The 15,544-nt window shown below is 73.7% G+C and carries 14 protein-coding genes and 1 pseudogene; 4 read left to right on the forward strand and 11 right to left on the reverse strand.

The genetic code is table 11. The features are described from left to right. Positions 1-83 precede the first annotated feature (83 nt). The 7 genes from OG866_RS03060 to OG866_RS03090 form a co-directional block, all read right to left on the reverse strand. Positions 84-497, reverse strand: coding sequence for an Hsp20/alpha crystallin family protein (locus tag OG866_RS03060; protein ID WP_329331788.1), 414 nt, complete (start codon positions 495-497; stop codon positions 84-86). Between the two features lie 55 nt (positions 498-552). After that, on the reverse strand, positions 553-1,062 hold the full coding sequence (locus OG866_RS03065) for a flavodoxin domain-containing protein (RefSeq protein WP_329331789.1): 510 nt from the start codon (positions 1,060-1,062) through the stop codon (positions 553-555). 22 nt (positions 1,063-1,084) lie between these two features. Continuing rightward, on the reverse strand, positions 1,085-1,816 hold the full coding sequence (locus OG866_RS03070) for a CBS domain-containing protein (RefSeq protein ID WP_329331790.1): 732 nt from the start codon (positions 1,814-1,816) through the stop codon (positions 1,085-1,087). Between the two features lie 12 nt (positions 1,817-1,828). Continuing rightward, entirely contained in the window at positions 1,829-4,537 is a 2,709-nt protein-coding gene (locus OG866_RS03075) for a bifunctional acetate--CoA ligase family protein/GNAT family N-acetyltransferase (RefSeq protein ID WP_329331791.1), read from the reverse strand. Between the two features lie 265 nt (positions 4,538-4,802). After that, positions 4,803-5,678, reverse strand: a complete 876-nt coding sequence (locus OG866_RS03080; RefSeq protein ID WP_329331792.1) for a universal stress protein — start codon at positions 5,676-5,678, stop codon at positions 4,803-4,805. Between the two features lie 5 nt (positions 5,679-5,683). Next, the gene (gene adhP, locus OG866_RS03085) at positions 5,684-6,706 is read right to left on the reverse strand and encodes an alcohol dehydrogenase AdhP (RefSeq protein WP_329331793.1); all 1,023 of its coding nucleotides are present in this window, start codon (positions 6,704-6,706) and stop codon (positions 5,684-5,686) included. Between the two features lie 25 nt (positions 6,707-6,731). Continuing rightward, positions 6,732-7,637, reverse strand: a complete 906-nt coding sequence (locus tag OG866_RS03090; RefSeq protein WP_329331794.1) for a universal stress protein — start codon at positions 7,635-7,637, stop codon at positions 6,732-6,734. A gap of 197 nt (positions 7,638-7,834) precedes the next feature. On the opposite strand from OG866_RS03090, the pseudogene OG866_RS03095 reads away from it, so the two are divergent. Then, positions 7,835-8,143 (forward strand): annotated as a pseudogene (locus OG866_RS03095) (SulP family inorganic anion transporter); the annotation flags it as partial. A gap of 102 nt (positions 8,144-8,245) precedes the next feature. On the opposite strand, the gene OG866_RS03100 reads toward OG866_RS03095, so the two are convergent. Beyond that, on the reverse strand, positions 8,246-9,169 hold the full coding sequence (locus tag OG866_RS03100) for a carbamate kinase (protein ID WP_329331796.1): 924 nt from the start codon (positions 9,167-9,169) through the stop codon (positions 8,246-8,248). 244 nt (positions 9,170-9,413) lie between these two features. On the opposite strand from OG866_RS03100, the gene OG866_RS03105 reads away from it, so the two are divergent. Continuing rightward, complete coding sequence (locus tag OG866_RS03105) at positions 9,414-9,878, forward strand: cyclic nucleotide-binding domain-containing protein (protein ID WP_329331797.1); 465 nt, start codon at positions 9,414-9,416, stop codon at positions 9,876-9,878. A 50-nt stretch (positions 9,879-9,928) separates the two neighbouring features. Further along, positions 9,929-10,591, forward strand: a complete 663-nt coding sequence (locus OG866_RS03110) for a CBS domain-containing protein (RefSeq protein WP_329331798.1) — start codon at positions 9,929-9,931, stop codon at positions 10,589-10,591. A gap of 421 nt (positions 10,592-11,012) precedes the next feature. Here OG866_RS03110 and OG866_RS03115 read toward each other — a convergent pair whose 3' ends face one another. Genes OG866_RS03115 through OG866_RS03125 form a run of 3 tightly spaced genes read right to left on the reverse strand, consistent with a single transcriptional unit; the run spans position 11,013 to position 15,033 of the window. Then, the gene (locus OG866_RS03115) at positions 11,013-13,382 is read right to left on the reverse strand and encodes a glycoside hydrolase family 65 protein (protein WP_329331799.1); all 2,370 of its coding nucleotides are present in this window, start codon (positions 13,380-13,382) and stop codon (positions 11,013-11,015) included. Next, positions 13,379-14,152: an HAD family hydrolase gene (locus OG866_RS03120; RefSeq protein WP_329331800.1), complete on the reverse strand. Its 774-nt coding sequence runs from the start codon at positions 14,150-14,152 to the stop codon at positions 13,379-13,381. The genes OG866_RS03115 and OG866_RS03120 overlap by 4 nt, the downstream gene beginning before the upstream one ends. Before the next feature lie 2 nt (positions 14,153-14,154). Continuing rightward, positions 14,155-15,033 carry a universal stress protein gene (locus OG866_RS03125; RefSeq protein WP_329331801.1) on the reverse strand — a complete coding sequence of 293 codons (879 nt, stop codon included), beginning with the start codon at positions 15,031-15,033 and terminating at the stop codon, positions 14,155-14,157. An 86-nt stretch (positions 15,034-15,119) separates the two neighbouring features. Here OG866_RS03125 and OG866_RS03130 point away from each other — a divergent pair, with 86 nt between their 5' ends. Beyond that, the gene (locus OG866_RS03130; RefSeq protein ID WP_329331802.1) at positions 15,120-15,377 is read left to right on the forward strand and encodes a hypothetical protein; all 258 of its coding nucleotides are present in this window, start codon (positions 15,120-15,122) and stop codon (positions 15,375-15,377) included. Positions 15,378-15,544: the final 167 nt, after the last annotated feature.

Here is a 15,544-nt window from a genome sequence, read left to right on the forward strand (position 1 = left end):
GCGGGGTTCCTTCCGTCGGACAGGCGTCCGCGCACCCGGCCTCCCCTGACCCGGGTGCGCGGACGGTGCGGCACGGCCCTCGGTCAGCCGTGCCGCACCGGGATGGTCGTGGTGCCCGTCTTCGAGCTGGGCACCGGGACCGTGATCGTCAGCACTCCGTCCTGGTAGGCGGCGGTCGCCTTGTCGCCTTGCGCCCCGGCGGGCAGCCGGACGCAGCGGGCGAAGGTGCCGTACCGGAATTCGGTGCGGTGCTTCTCGGTGAGCTCCTCGCCGCGCTCGGCGCGCAGCGTCAGCAGCCCGTCCTCGACGGTGATCTCGACGTCCCGTGCGGGGTCGAGGCCGGGGAGTTCGGCCCGCAGGACATACGTCCCCTCCGTGACATGCTCCTCGATGCGGATCGCGTGCAGTCCGGGCACGCCGTGTGTGCCGGGGTGACCGGCCTCGACCCAGCCGAACAGGTCGGGCAGGGTCGGCCGGCCGTGCAGCAGCTCGATCATTCCCCTCACTCCTCTTTTCTCGCTCCTCGGTCGATCGGCGCTCTTCGCCGCGCGTTCAGTTCCCCGCCGCGTCCGTCGTCAGCTCGTCGGCGATGTTCTGGGCCCACTCCTCGATCAGGGCGAAGTCGCGGAAGTCGCCGCCCTTTCCCTTGCGGACGATCATCCGGGCGATACGGCCCTCGGCGCCCTCCACCAGGCAGCCGCCGAAGGTGACATGACCGCGGGCGTCGAGCCGGGTCATGGCACGCCGTACGCCGGGCACCGGCGGAATGTCCTTCTCCGACGCCGAGGCGTCCAGGGGACCGCTGCTGAACAGCCACAGCGGCTTCTGGGCGAGGGCGCGGTGATGGCGGCGCACGAAGCGGCGCGCGTGCCGATGCCAGCGCCCCGCGTACAGGCCTCCGCCGACCACCACGGCGTCGTAGTCCGCGACGCTCGCGACGGAGTCGGCGGGCCGTGCCCATGCCTGGAGGCCTGCCTTGTTCAGCACTTCGGCGACGGTCTCGGCGATCTGTGCGGTGGATCCGTTCGTCGTCCCGTAGGCGACCAGCACACCATCCGGCATGACGGTCCACCTCCTCTCCGATTCAGAGCTTGCGCAGCCAGTCGTCGGCGACACCGTGCAGCGCCTGTTCGGCGGGCTCCACATGGGAGTCGTCCAGTCGGTAGGTGAGCTTGCCGACGACGTCGACCACGCCGTCGATCTGCCGGGTCATGGAGCAGGCGATCTCCGTCTCGCTCTTGCGTTCCATGTGTCCGGAGAGCGTGACGACGCCCTCGACCACGGACACCTCCACCCCGCGCGGCGGCAGCCACAGGGCGCGGACCAACACCTCGTCGACGACCTCGGCACGGATCTCGGCGTCGGGCCGCAGGAAGACCTGGAGCAGGTCACGGCGGGTGACGATGCCGACCAGGCGCTGTTCCTCGTCGAGGACGGGCAGCCGCTCGATGTGGTGCTCGGCCATGGTGCGGGCGGCCTCGACGATGGTGTCGTCGGCGAAGACCGTGACAGGCGGGGCGGTCATCAACCGGCCTGCCGTTCGGGCCTTGGCCTTCACCGCCCGCGCGCGGCCGTGCCGCGTGAGCGCGGTGAACCGGAAGCGCTTCTTCGGTTCGTAGGGGTCCGGGGCGTCGGCCTGCCGGGCCATCAGATCGGTCTCGGAGATGACGCCGACGACCTTCTCGTCCTCGTCCACCACCGGCAGTCCGCTGATGCGGTGCTCGCCCAGCAGTCGGGCCACCTCCTTGAACGGTGTGCCGTACCGGGCGCGGACGACGTCCGAGGTCATGACGGAGCCGACCTTGTTGTGCTTCATGGTTGTCCCTCCTCAGCGGAGACGGCGCAGATACGGGTCGTGGGGCCTGCGGGGCAGCAGGCGGACACGCGCGTCGAGCACGTCGACTCCGCCCGGTGTCGCGAGAACGGGGTTGAAGTCGGCCTCGGCGAGCTGCGGCAGGTCGCTCGCCATGCGGGACAGCCGCAGCAGCAGCTGTTCGAGGCCCGCGAGGTCGACGGGCCCGCCGCCGCCGGCGCCGAACAGGAGCGGGGCGCAGCGAGGCGCCGTGATCAGGTCGTGCACGTCGTGGTCGGTGAGCGGGGCGAGCCGGGCGGCGTGGTCGGCGAGTATCTCGGTGGCGGTGCCGCCGAGGCCGAACAGGACGAGGGGTCCGAAGACCTGGTCCTGCACGACGCCCGCGAACAGCTCGGTGCCGCGGTCGGCCAGGGGCTGGACGACGACTCCGGTCAGCATGCCTGCGAACCGGGTCTCCAGGTCGCGGTAGGCGGCCCGCACCTGGGCGTCGCCGCGCAGGTCGAGATGGACCGCGTGCTGGGCGCTCTTGTGCAGCAGGCCCGGCCAGTGGCCCTTCATGACGACCCGGCCGTCGGCGCCGCGCAGCCGTTGGGCGGCCAGGACGGCACCGTCCTCGGTGTCGGCCCACGCCCAGGGCAGCTGGGGGACGCCGTAGCAGTCCAGGAGCTCGGCGCAGGCGCGCGGGTCGAGCCAGCCGCCGTCCGGATGGGCCGCGAGCCAGGCCTCGACCACGGCGTGGGCGCGTTCCGTCTCCACGCCGTCGAGGTCGGGGACCGTCCCGGCGGGGCGGGCGAGCCAGGCGGCACGGCGGGCCGCGTGGGCCAACGCCCGTGCCGCCGCCTGGGGTTCGGCGTACGACGGGACAGTGCCGTCGCCCTGGGCGGTGGGGAGCAGCTCGACGGGCAGGGCCTGTTCCAGCCGGACCGCGGCGACCGGCTTCGTCCTCTGTCCGGGGGCGCCGGTGAGAGCCCGGACGAGGTCGTCGCCGGTCGCCGCGGCGACCGCCGTGGGGACCAGGGCCACGAGGACGGCGTCGATGCCGCCGTACCGCATGATCCGGTCAACACAGTCCCTGAGCTGCTCCTCCGAGACGGCGGCGGTGGCGTCGACGGGGTTGCCGACGACGGCGCCGTCCGGGAGTACGGCGAGCAGGTCGTCGATGAGTTCGCGGGTGGGCGTGGGCAGGGTGAGCCCGGCCTCGGCGCAGGCGTCGGCCGCCAGGACGCCCGCGCCGCCCGCGTTGGTGACGATCAGGACGCGGGGTCCGGCGGGTAGCGGCTGGGAGTGCAGCAGGGCGGCGGCTTCGAGGAGTTCGCCGACCGAGCGGGTGGCGGTGATGCCGGCCTGGGTGAAGAGCGCGCCGCGCGTCATGGTGCGGGTGGCGGCGGCCGCGGTGTGCGAGGCGGCGGCTCGGCGGCCCGCCTCGGTGCGGCCGGCGTCGACGGTGAGGACGGGCATGCGGCGGGTGACGCGGCGGGCGGTGCGGGAGAAGGCGCGGGGGCTGCCGAAGGACTCCAGGTGCAGCAGGGCGAGGTCGGTACGGCCGTCGCTCTCCCACCACTGGAGCATGTCGTTGCCGCTGACGTCGTACTTGTCGCCGAGGGAGGCGAAGGAGGAGACGCCGATGCCGAGCCGGGACATCCCGTCGAGCAGGGCGATGCCGACGCCGCCGGACTGGACGGCGACGCCCGCGGTGCCGGGGCGCGGGTGGCCGGCGGCGAAGGTGGCGTCGAGGCGCAGTGCCGGGTCGGTGTTGGACAGGCCCAGGCAGTTGGGGCCGACCAGGCGCATGCCGTGCGCCCGGCAGGCCGCGAGCAGGGCCTGTGCCTGGTCGGCGTCGAGTCCGGCGGTCACGACGAGCAGGGCGCGTACGCCGGCCTTGCCGCACTCCTGCGCGGTCGCGGGGATCTCGGCGGCGGGCACGGCGAGAATCGCGAGGTCGGGTGTCCTGGGCAGGGCGGTGACCGACGGATGGCAGGCAACGCCGAGGATGGCGTGCGCGGAAGGGTTCACGGCGAACAGCCGGCCGGTGTAGCCGCCCGCGTGCAGCTGGTGCAGGACGGCCCGGCCGACCGAGCCGGGCTTGCGTCCGGCCCCGACGACGGCCACGGTCCGCGGGCGCAGCAGCGGTTGCATGCTGGCGATGTCGGCGGCCCGGCCGCGTTCCTCGACCGCGCTGAGGTAGCTGTCGCCGTCACTGTCGTCGAGGACGATGGTGCAGCGCACCTCGGGGCCGTCGAAGCGGCGGGCGGTGCGCAGACCGAGGTCGGCGAAGAGCCGCAGCACTTCGTGGTTCTCGCTGAGCGCGTCGGCCGTGAAGGTCGTGATGCGCGCGGCGCGGGCGGCCGAGACGAGATGCTCGACGAGCAGGGTGCCGACGCCGCGGTGGTGCAGCCCGTCGGCGACGGCGATGGAGATCTCGGCCGTCCGGGCGTCGGGTTCGCCGCCGGTGTCGTATTCGGCGAGGCCGATGACCCGGCCCTCGGTCTCGGCGAGCAGGGCCCCGTAGCCGGCGTGACGCGGTCCGCAGGCGCGATCGGCGGCCTTCGCCGCCGAGCGGCGGCTCGCGGCGAAGAAGCGCAGCCGCAGGTTCTCCGGGGACATCTCCTCGTACAGGTCCTGGAGTTGGTCGTGGTCGTCCCGCCGCACCGGGCGGATGCGGACCGTGCTGCCGTCCGCGAGCAGGGCGTGGACCGGGGGCCGGCTGAGTGTGTCGTCCGTCATCGCGGATCTCCTCACGGGTCTTGTCGACACTTGGAGCGTCTCGCGGAAGCGGCGCCGCTCCCATGGGCCGCCCGGGCGGCTCCGGTGGGCCGGTCGGCCCTCGTGGCAGGGACCGACGCGCCGGGTGGGCGCGGGCTCCGGGGCGGGCCGGGAGGCGCAGGCGAGCGCCGTCCGGGATGTGTTCCGCACGTGCGCGCGGCGTGACGTGGGTGAGAGCCGCGTGGTCCGTGGACCGGGGTCCGGGACCACGCGGCGCGTCTCCGGCTCACGCCGGGTGCGGTACGACCGCCACCGGGCAGGCGGACTGATGCAGTACGGCGTGGGCGACCCGGCCGAGTTGCAGTCCGAGGTGCCCACGGCGTCGCTGCGCGCCCACCACCAGCAGGTCGGCGCCGTGCGAGGCGTCCACCAGGACGCGGCGGGCGGGGCCCTCGACGGCGCGGGAGCGCACCTCGACGTCCGGCGGGGCGTCCCGCAGGGCGTCGGCCAGGGCCTTCTCGGCGCGCTCCGCGTGCAGCCGGGCGGGTTCCCCGACCAGCTGCGGATGGTCGGTGCTCTCGTGCGCCGGGCACCGCCAGGCCCGTACGGCCTCCAGGGGCACTCCGCGCCGCCTGGCCTCCGCGTAGGCGAACCGCCGTACGGCCGCCGCCTCGTCGGGGTCCTCGCCGACGCCCGTGACGACGCGGCCGTGGATGCCGTGTGCGGCCTTCGTGTCGTGGTTACCGCGCAGCACGATCACCGGGCAGTGGGCGTGGGCGGCGACCGTCAGGCTGACGGAGCCCAGCAGCGCCTCGGCGACCCCGCTGCGGCCACGCGTCCCCACGACCAGCGCGGAGGCGTCGCGGCTCTCGTGCACCAGGGTGTACTCAGGCTCCTCGAAGGCGACGTCGGTGGTCACCTTGAGCTCGGGCTGCCGGGCGTGGGCGCGTCGGGCGGCACCGGCGACGACGTCCTGGGGCAGCACCTCGGCGGAGGGGCTGCCGAGGTCCCGGGCGAGGGCGGCGCCCTCGTAGCGGTCCCACCGGCAGGCGTACACCACCCGCAGCGGCACACCCCGCAGCGCGGCCTCGTCGGCCGCCCAGTCCGCGGCGCGCAGGCTCGGCTCGGAGCCGTCGACACCGACGACGACGGGCAGTTCCATCACGTTCACCTCCCCTTGGCGAGGTCGAAGACGATGCGGGCCTTGACCTGGCCGCGCAGGACGTCCTCGATCGACTCGTTGACAGACGACAGCGGCCGGGTCTCGCTGATGACCCTGGTGCGGCCGGCCGCGTGCAGGTCGAACACCTCGGCGAGGTCCTGCCGGGTGCCGACGATGGAGCCGATCACGCTCGTCCCGTTCAGGACGGTGTCGAAGATCGGGACCTGGATGGTGCCGTGCGCGGGCAGGGCGACCATGACGAGTTTGCCGCCGCGCCGCAGCCCGGAGTTGACGGCCGTGAAGGCGGCCTCGTTCACGGCGAGGGCGATCGCCGCGTGGGCGCCGCCGTGTTCCTTGAGGACCTCGGCGACGTCCTGCTTGCGGGCGTCGATGACGAGGTCGGCACCGAGTTCCGCGGCGAGTTCGAGCTTGTCGTCGGTGACGTCGATCGCGGCGACGGTGGCACCGGCGATCTTCGCGTACTGCACGGCGAGATGGCCGAGTCCGCCGACGCCGGAGACGGCGACCAGCTGGCCCGGGCGCACTCCGGCGACCTTGAGGGCCTTGTACGTGGTCACGCCCGCGCAGGTCAGCGGGGCGGCGTCGACGGCGCTGACGCCCTCGGGCACCGGCTGGGCGAAGTCGGCCCAGGCGAGCATCTTCTCGGCGTAGCCGCCGTCGCAGCCGTACCCGGTGTTGATCTGCCGCTCGCACAGGGTCTCCCAGCCGGACAGGCAATGCTCGCACCGCCCGCAGGCCTTGCCGAGCCACGGCACGGCGACGCGCTGTCCGAGGCTCAGGTGGGTGACACCGGCGCCGAGTTCCTCCACGACGCCGACACCCTCGTGGCCGGGCACGAACGGCGGCTCGGGCTTGACGGGCCAGTCGCCGTGCGCGGCGTGGATGTCGGTGTGGCACAGCCCGGATGCCTCGACCCGGACGCGGACCTGGCCGGGTCCGGGTGCGGGATCGGGACGCTCCTCGATGACCAGGGGCTCGCCGAAAGCTCGTACGACGGCTGCCTTCATGGGGTCAACTCCTCTGTCTGTGACGTCAGTTGTGGGCGATGACCGCGACGGGCGCGACGGCGTGGTGCAGGACGGCGTGCGTGACGGGGCCGATATGGGAGCCGACCGGGTTGCGCCGGATGCGCCGGCCGACGACGACCAGGCAGGCGTCGCGAGCGGCGTCCACCAGCCGGTTGCCGGGGCTGCCGGAGGCGGGGGCCTCGGTGACCGCGACGTCCGGGTACTTCTCCCGCCAGGGCTTAAGCGCCTCGGTGAGGGCCGCCGCCTGCTGGCGGGCGATCTCGTCGTGCAGGTACGGGTCGGCGGACAGGCCGTACACGTAGTACGGCGGCAGGTTCCAGCCGTACACGGCCCGCAGGCCGGTGCCGCGCCGGGCGGCCGTCTCGAAGGCGAAGCCGATGACGGCGTCGTGGGGGCCGTGCGGGTCGACGCCGAGGACGACGGGCTTGAAGGGCGTGGCGGCCGACGGAATGCCGGCCGGGTCCGCCTCGTGCTCGTCGGCGGCCTGCTCCCCGGCACGCACCAGGACGACGGGCCGTTCGGCGTGGGCGATGACGGACAGGCCGACCGAGCCGACCATGAATCCGCCGATGCCGCTCAGCCCGCGGGAGCCGAGGACCAGCAGTTCGGCGTCTTCGGCGGCCTTGCCGAGAGCCTCGGACGCGCTGCCGGTCAGCTGATCGACACCCACCTCCACACCGGGGTGCCGCAACCGCAGCCCCTCGGCGGTCTCGCGGGGAATGCGCTCGCTCCAGTGCTGGTGAGTCTCCGCACCGAGGAGCGGAGCCTGGGCCATGGGGTCCGGGACGGGCTCCCAGACATTGACGATCTTCAACGGCAGGCCGCGCAGCTTCGCCTCGCGAGCCGCCCATTCGGCGGCGGCCCGGCTCTCGGAGGAGCCGTCGAGACCTGCGACAACGGTGCGCATCATGGTTCTGCCTCCTGTTGGTGTCTGAGTCCAGCCTTGTCCCGGACGCCGTCGACACAGCAGGGGCCGCAGGTCCCCACCAGGGGCCGACCGGCCCCTGGGCGGGCGGCACTGCCGGCGGAGTGCACGGCTCCCTTTCCCGCCGGGCGCACGCTCGCCCAACCTGACCCAACCTGAACGCAGCCGGCGAAAGGAACCCCATGTCACACGGCTCGGGCGGACATGGCCTGGGGTGGCGCCGACTCGCGCCCGGTATCGCCACGCTGTCCGGCTACCGCAGGGCCTGGCTGCGCGGCGATCTGCTGGCCGGGGTCACGGTGGCGGCGTATCTGGTGCCGCCGGTGATGGCGTACGCGGGCGTGGCCGGGCTGCCGCCGGTCGCCGGGCTGTGGGCGATCCTGCCCGCGCTCGGCCTGTACGCGGTGCTCGGCTCCTCGCGGCTGCTGTCGGTCGGCCCGGAGTCGACGACCGCGCTGATGAAGCAGGACCTGCTGGACGACCTGGAGGCGTACGGGCACGTCGAGTCGGTGGGCCGGGAGCTGATCTTCCCGACGCTGCCGACGGCCCTGGCGGCGTACCGGGAATGGTGCCGTACGCGCTGACCGGTGCGTTTAGGTGACCGGCAGATCCGGCCGCACCAGCGTCCCCGAGCGGCCGTGCACAATCTCGTACGCCGCGTCCAGCGCCCCGATCGCGGCCAGTTGGCCGGTGCGCTCCACGAACCGGGCGGCGGCCTCCGCCTTCGGGCCCATCGAGGCGGGGTCGTAGGCGGCGGCACGCAGTTCGGCGGGGGTGACGTCGAGAACCGGCCGCCGGTCGGGGGTGCCGTAGGCGGCGTAGACGTTGGGGACATCGGTGAGGATGAGCAGGAAGTCGGCCTTCAGGTCCTCGGCGAGCCGGGCGGCGGCGAGGTCCTTGTCGACGATCGCCTCCACGCCGCGCACCGCGCCGGTGACCCCGTCGCAGAGCACGGGGATGCCGCCTCCGCCGGCGCACACCACCACGCCGCCCGTCTCCAGCAGCACCCGGACCATGTCGCTCTCCAGGATCCGCGCGGGCTGCGGTGCCGGGACGACGCGCCGCCGGCTGTCCCCGCTCCCGGCCGTCTTCCAGCCGTACTTGGCGGCCAGAAGGTCGGCGACCTTGCGCGGATAGGCCGGTCCGACCGGCTCGGTGGGCCGGGCGAAGGCCGGATCGTCGGCACGCACCTGGGTGTGGGTCAGCAGCGACACGACCCGGCGCCCGGGCAGCGCGTCCCGCAGACCGCGCACCAGGAGGGTGCCGATCAGGCCCTGGGTCTGTGCGCCGAGCAGATCCACCGGGAAGGGCTCGGTGAGCGACCGGTCCGCCACGCTCTCGGCGGCCGCCAGAGCCAGCTGCGGGGTGTTGCCGTGGGTGACGACGAGGTCGTGCTCGTGGGCGAGGGCCGCGACGGCCGTGGCGACCCGGACGACATTGGCGCGCTGCACGTCCGCGGAGAGGCGGTCGCCGCGACGCAGCAGGGCGTTGCCGCCGAGGGCGACGACGATGCGCATGGCTGGACTCCTTGAGCTGGGGCCGGTGGAGCTCACCCCCATCGAACGGCGTTGCGTTCCCCGTCCGCAGCGTGCTGAAGGGCATCGGCGGACCGCCGGTCGGCCCTCGGCCGGGGCCGGGTGGCCCATGGTCCGGCCGGACGCCGGCCGCCACGCTGGTGGTGACAGCTCCGCACGCCTTGCCGGACGCCCGTGGATCCGGTCCTCGGGCCCGCGAGACACGCGACTGCCTGGAGGCGCCGTCATGAACGCACCCGCAACGACGACCATGCCGCGGGCGCTGCCCGCCGCACACCGCGACCGCCTGATGGGCATCGCCCGCGAGGTGTCCTTCCCCGAGGGCGTCCGGCTCTTCGAGGAGGGCGCCCGGGCCGACCGGTTCTGGATCATCCGCACCGGAACCGTGGACCTCGACATGCACGTGCCCGGCCGACGACCGGCGGTGATCGAGTCGCTCGGACACAACGAACTCGTCGGCTGGTCCTGGCTGTACCCGCCGCACGTGTGGCATCTGGGTGCCGGCACCGCGTCGCCGCTGCGGGCCTATGAGTTCGACGCGACCGTCGTGCGGCAGATGTGCCAGGACGACCCGGAGTTCGGCCGCACCATCGCCCGGTGGGTCGGCGAGGTCGTCGCCCATCGCCTACAGGCGTCCCGTACGCGGCTGCTCGACCTGTACGCCCCCTACGGCAGCGGCGGCATGCACTGACCGCGCCCGCGGACCGAAGGACCCGAGCACCGAAGAGCGAAGGAGTGACCGTGTCCGGTACCCCGCACATCGTGAGTGACGTGATGACCCGCGCCGTGGCCTGCGTGGACCGCGACGCCGCCTTCAAGGACATCGTCCGGACCATGCAGGACCGCAAGGTCAGCGCGGTGCCGGTGGTGGACGGCGGCGGCCGGGTCGTCGGAGTGGTGTCCGAGGCCGATCTGCTGCCCAAGGAGGAGTTCCGCGACAGCGACCCGGACCGCTCCACTCAGCTGCGCCGGCTGTCCGACCTGGCGAAGGCCGGTTCGGTGACCGCCGGTGAGCTGATGACCGCCCCCGCCCTGACCGTCGGCCCCGACGTGACGCTCGCGCAGGCCGCGCGGACGATGGCGCGGTCCCGCGTCAAGCGGCTCCCGGTCGTCGACGCCGACGGCCGGCCGGCCGGCATCGTCAGCCGCGCCGACCTGCTCAAGGTGTTCCTGCGCGGCGACGAGGACATCGCGGAGGAGGTACGGCGGGAGGTCGTCGCCTACCTCTTCCCGACCCAGGCGGACGCGGTACGTGTCGAGGTCCACGACGGTGTCGTGCGGCTGGGCGGCCGGGTCCGTGACAGGTCCCTGGTCCCGGTGGCGGCACGGCTGGTCCGCGCGGTGGAGGGGGTCGTGGACGTCGAGTTCCGGCTCGACCGGGAAGCGGACACCGACCTCGCCTGATCCGGTCCCCCGCCCTCCTGGCCACTCCGCTGCACGACTGCGGCCGGTCGGCCCCGGAGCGTTCGGCCCGTCGTCGTGCGCCTGCTCGAAGAGCACTCGACCGGGCTGGGAGCGCGCGGGTCCGGCGCGGGCGCCGGCTCGTTGGTTGTGGCGGCGCGCGCGGCCCGGCGCGTGAGGTGCTCGGCGTCGGTATGCCGGTGAGCCCGCACGGGCTTCGGGCCGGTGTCGCGGGAGGAGGTCGCCGTCACGGTGGCCGTGTTCGGCGCGCCCGACTCCGGGAACCCGGCCCGCCCCACGCGGCTGCTGGTCCGGGCGGACCTCGACGCGCATCTCGTCTCCGAGATCCGGATCGCCCACGTGGACACGGACGGCCCAGGGAGCAGCAGCACCGACACCGCGGCATCCGCCGGCCGGCCGGGGTTCACTCCGCCAGGTCCAGCCGCCCCGTCTCCCCCGGCGCCAGGCGTACCGCCCGGTCCGGCAGCCGCACGTCGATGGGGGTGGCGTCCGACGACGGCACCGTGATCTCCAGTCGGCCGCGCTCCAGGTGCAGCCGTACTCCCCAGTGGCCCTGATAGCGCAGCTCGAAGCCGTACGAGGAGAGTTCCGGCAGCGGCACCGGGTCGAGCCACAGGGCTCCGCCCCGGGTCTCCAGGCCGGTCAGCCCGCGCTGGACCAGATCGAGCGTGCCGGCCATGGCGCCGAGGTGGATGCCCTCGCCGGTGGTGCCGCCCTGGACATCGGCGATGTCGCCCTGGAGGGCCTCCTGGCAGTACTTCCATGCCTCCGCGCGCCGCGCCCGGGCCAGCACCCAGCCGTGCACCAGGCCGCTGAGGGTGGAGCCGTGGCTGGTGCGGCGCAGGTAGTGGTCGACGGTCCGGCGCCAGGTCTCGTCGTCGAGCGGCAGCCCCAGCCGGCCGAACAGGCCCTGAAGTTCCGCCGGGGAGAACAGATAGCCGAGCATCAGCACGTCGGCCTGTTTGGATGCCTGGTAGCGGTTGACGGTGTCGCCCTCCGCCTCCAGGATCCGGTCCAGGCGCCGGATGTCGCCGTAGCGTCTGCGGTAGCCGTCCCAGTCGAGTTCGGCGAGATCTCCGTAGCCCTCGAACTGACTGATGACTCCGGCGTGGAAGGGCACGTGCAGGGTGCGCGAGACGTCCTCCCACAGCTCCAGCTCACCCCCGTCCAGCCCGGTCCGCTCGACCAGTTCACGGCGGCGGGGTTCGGGCAGGGCCCGCAACAGCTCCAGGGTGCGGGTCAGGACCCACGCGGCGGTGACATTGGTGTAGGCGTTGTCGTCGAGGCCGGGTGTGATCGCGCCGGGGTACGCCTCGTGGTACTCGTCGGGGCCCACGACGCCCTTGATCCGGTGCCGGCCGAGACGGTCGTCGTAACCCGCCGAGTCGGCCCAGAAGCGGGCGATCTGGAGCAGCATCTCGGCGCCCTTGGTGTGCAGGAACTCCGTGTCGCCGCTGGCCTCGCAGTACTCCCAGATGTTGTAGGCGACGGCCGAGCCGACGTGGTGCTGAAGCCGGGAGTGGTCGGCCAGCCAACGGCCGGAACGCGGGTTGAGATGGAGCTGCTGGGTCTCCTCGCGGCCGTCGCTGCCGCTCTGCCACGGGTACATCGCCCCCTTGCGGCCCGCCCGTCGCGCTGCCGTGCAGGCCTGCTCCAGACGGCGGTGGCGGTAGCGCAGCAGAGCACGGGAGACCTCGGGGAAATGCAGATTCAAGTACGGCAGGACGAACAGCTCGTCCCAGAAGACGTGGCCGCGATATGCCTCGCCGTGCAGGCCCCGCGCGGGCACGCCGACATCGAGGTCGGCGGTGTGCGGGGAGAGGGTCTGCAGCACATGGAACAGGTGCAGGCGCAGGATCCGGCCCGGCTCCCCGGCCACGTCCAGGGCCGCCCGGCACCACAGCTGGTCCCAGGCGGTGAGGTGTGATTCGAGCAGTTCGTCGAAGCCCGGGGACCGTTCCACGCGGTCGACCGCGGCGGACAGCGGGTCGCTGATCGCCGGGTCGCGCGAGGTGCGCAGGGCGACGGTCTTGTCCACGGTCGCGGTACGGCCGGGCGTCAGGGAGAGAGTCACCCGCTGGACCGCGCGGGGTGGTTCGTGCCGGGCGGTGACGATCCCGTCGGCGGTCAGCCGGGCCGCCATGGCGATGCGGATGTCCGAGGTGCGGGTGCGGCAGCGCAGCCACACGGTGTCCGGTCCGGCGGAGCCGGCGTGCACATGGGTGAGATGACGGCCGTCCAGGTCGCGGTACCGGGACACGCCCGCGTTGCTGACGCCGCCGTCGAGGGCCGCCTCGACATCCAGCTCCCCGGCGTAGCCTTCGGCCGTGAACTCGGTGCGCAGGACGGCGAGATGAGGATCGGCCATGTGCACGACGCGCTGCTGGCGCACCGCCAGCACCCGTTGCGCGCCAAGGTCGTAGCGGGTGTGCCGCTCCAGCATCCCGGAGGACAGGTGCAGGGTCAGCCGGTGACCGAGCAGCGGGGTGCCGTCGGGGGTGAGCCAGTCGCCACCGGGCAGCCGGAAGCGCAACGGCAACCAGTTGGGGACGTTGACCATGTCCTCGTTCTCGACCTCGCGGCCCGCGACCTCGGAGGTGAGCCGGTTGTAGCAGCCGGCGACATAGGTGCCCGGGTAGTGCACGCCGTCCGCCGCGCACTCGGGCAGTGCACCGCGGGTGGCGAAGCAGCCGTTGCCCAGCGTGCACAGCGACTCGCGCAGCCGTTCGTCTGCGGGCGTGTAGCCCTCGTACTCCCAGGTCCAGCCCGTCACTTCGACTCCCCTGCCACGACCAGTTCCGCGAGATCCCGTACGACGACATCGGCGCCGCTGTGCCGCAGTGCGGCGCCCGATTCCCCGGTGGCGGCGCGATCCACACCGACCACGAGGGCGAAGCCGCCCCGACGGCCCGCTTCGACTCCGGCCAGGGCGTCCTCCACGACGGCGGCCCGATCCGCGGGGACACCGAGGCGCCGTACCGCCTCCAGGAACAGGTCGGGCCTGGGCTTGCCGGGCAGGGCGAGCCGGGCGGCCTCGCCGCCGTCCACGAGCGCGTCGAACAGGTCCAGCACCCCGGCGTGGTCGAGCAGCTCCCCGGCGTGCCGGGACGCGGAGGCGGCCGCGACGGGCACCCCCGCCCGGCGCAGGGCACGCACCAGGCGGACGGTGCCCGGGTAGGCGTCGACGCCGTGTGCGCGCAGCCGCTCGGTGAACAGCCGCTCCTTGTCCGCGGCGACGGCCCGCACGGTGTCCTCGGACGGATCGAGGCCCCGGGAGGCGAGGAAGGCGGCGGCGCCGTCGAGGCGGGACTTTCCGTCCACGTGGCGCAGATAGTCGTCCCGCACGTCGAACGGCCGCCGCTGGGCGGGGTCCGCGGGCGGATGCGCGCGCAGGAAGGCGTCGAGGGCCGTCTTCCATGCCGCGGCGTGCACCCGGGCCGAGTCGGTGATCACTCCGTCGGTGTCGAAGACGACGGCCCGGATGTCCCGCAGGACGGGGGCGACCCGCTCGTCGGGGTCCGTGTGGGTGCGCGGGCGGCGCACGGTCACACCGGCTGCGGGACGATGGCGACCGGGCACTGGGCGTGGTGCAGCAACGTGTGTCCCACCCGGCCGAGTTGGAGCCCGAAGTGGCCGGTCGCGCGACGCGCCCCGATGATCACGAGGTCGGCGGCCGCCGACCGGTTCAGCAGCACCTTGCGGGCCGGCCCTTCCACGGTGGCGCGGCGTACGCGCACTCCCGGATGGTCGGCCGCGGCGTCGAGCAGCGCCGCGTCGAGCAGCGTGGAGGCCTGCTCGGCGTGTTCGTGGCCCGCGTGTCCGGCGGCCGGCGGCGGGTGGTCGGCCGTCTCGTGCTCCGGACGGCGCCAGGCGCGTACGACGTCCAGGGTGCACCGGCGTGCCTCGGCCTCGCGGAAGGCGAACCGCACGGCCTCACCGGAGGCGGCGGGATCGCCGACGCCGAGCAGGATCCGCTCGTGAGTGCCCTCGCGGCTTGCGCGGTCGCCGCGGACCACGATCACCGGGCAGTGGGCGCGGGCCGCCACGGTCAGGCCGACCGAGCCGAGGAGCAGTCCCTGGAACGCACCGCGGCCGCGGCTGCCGGTCACCAGGGCCGAGGCCCCGAGCCCCTCGCGCAGCAGCGCGTCGACGGCCTCGTCGGGGACCACCTCGGTGAACACCTTGACCTCGGGGTGGCGACGGCGGGCACGTTCCGCCGCGATGCCGACGACGTCGTCGGCCATCACCTGATCGGACGGCCGGTCCGGGTCCGTGGACGGCAGGACGCCCTCGTAGCGCTCCCACAGCGACGCGTACACCAGGCGCAACGGCAGCCCGTGCCGGGCCGCCTCGTCCGCGGCCCAGTCGACCGCCGACAGACTCGACTCCGATCCGTCCACACCCACGACCAGGGGCAGCTCCATGCCTTCCACCGCCTTGTGTCGGGCTGCATCGTCGCAGCGCGGAACTCCACTCTCACCGTCCCACGCGCGGGCGCGCCACAGGAGGGGTGGATCGGGCCCTGACGGGGGACGTTCGGCCCCTGGGCCGGGCCGCGCCACCCCGAGAAGCCGCGGGCAACTACCCCGCCCACTGGGACCTGGAGTACCCCGAGCAGTTGTCCAGAGGGCTGGTCCTGGTGAAGTGGTGGCTGCTCGCCGTCCCCCAGTACCTGGTGCTCGGCATCATCATGGGCGGCGGCGGTTCCTGTGGGCGTCGAGCGGGCTCGTGGGACTCCTCGCCTTCTCCGCGGGCGTCGCCCTGTTGAACCGGAGTCCCTGCCGTGATCACCGCACTGGTCTCGGTCTTCCTGTGACCTGGCCGGCCTCGCTCGAACAGCCCGCGCGCCGCGTGCCGAGGTCGTGGCCGTCCGCGCCCGGGCGCCTGCCGGTCCTCGGCTCACCCCCTACGCCCCCGTGTCGGCCCGGCCGCCGC

Source organism: Streptomyces sp. NBC_00663, assembly GCF_036226885.1.
In the GTDB taxonomy this organism is placed as follows: domain Bacteria; phylum Actinomycetota; class Actinomycetes; order Streptomycetales; family Streptomycetaceae; genus Streptomyces.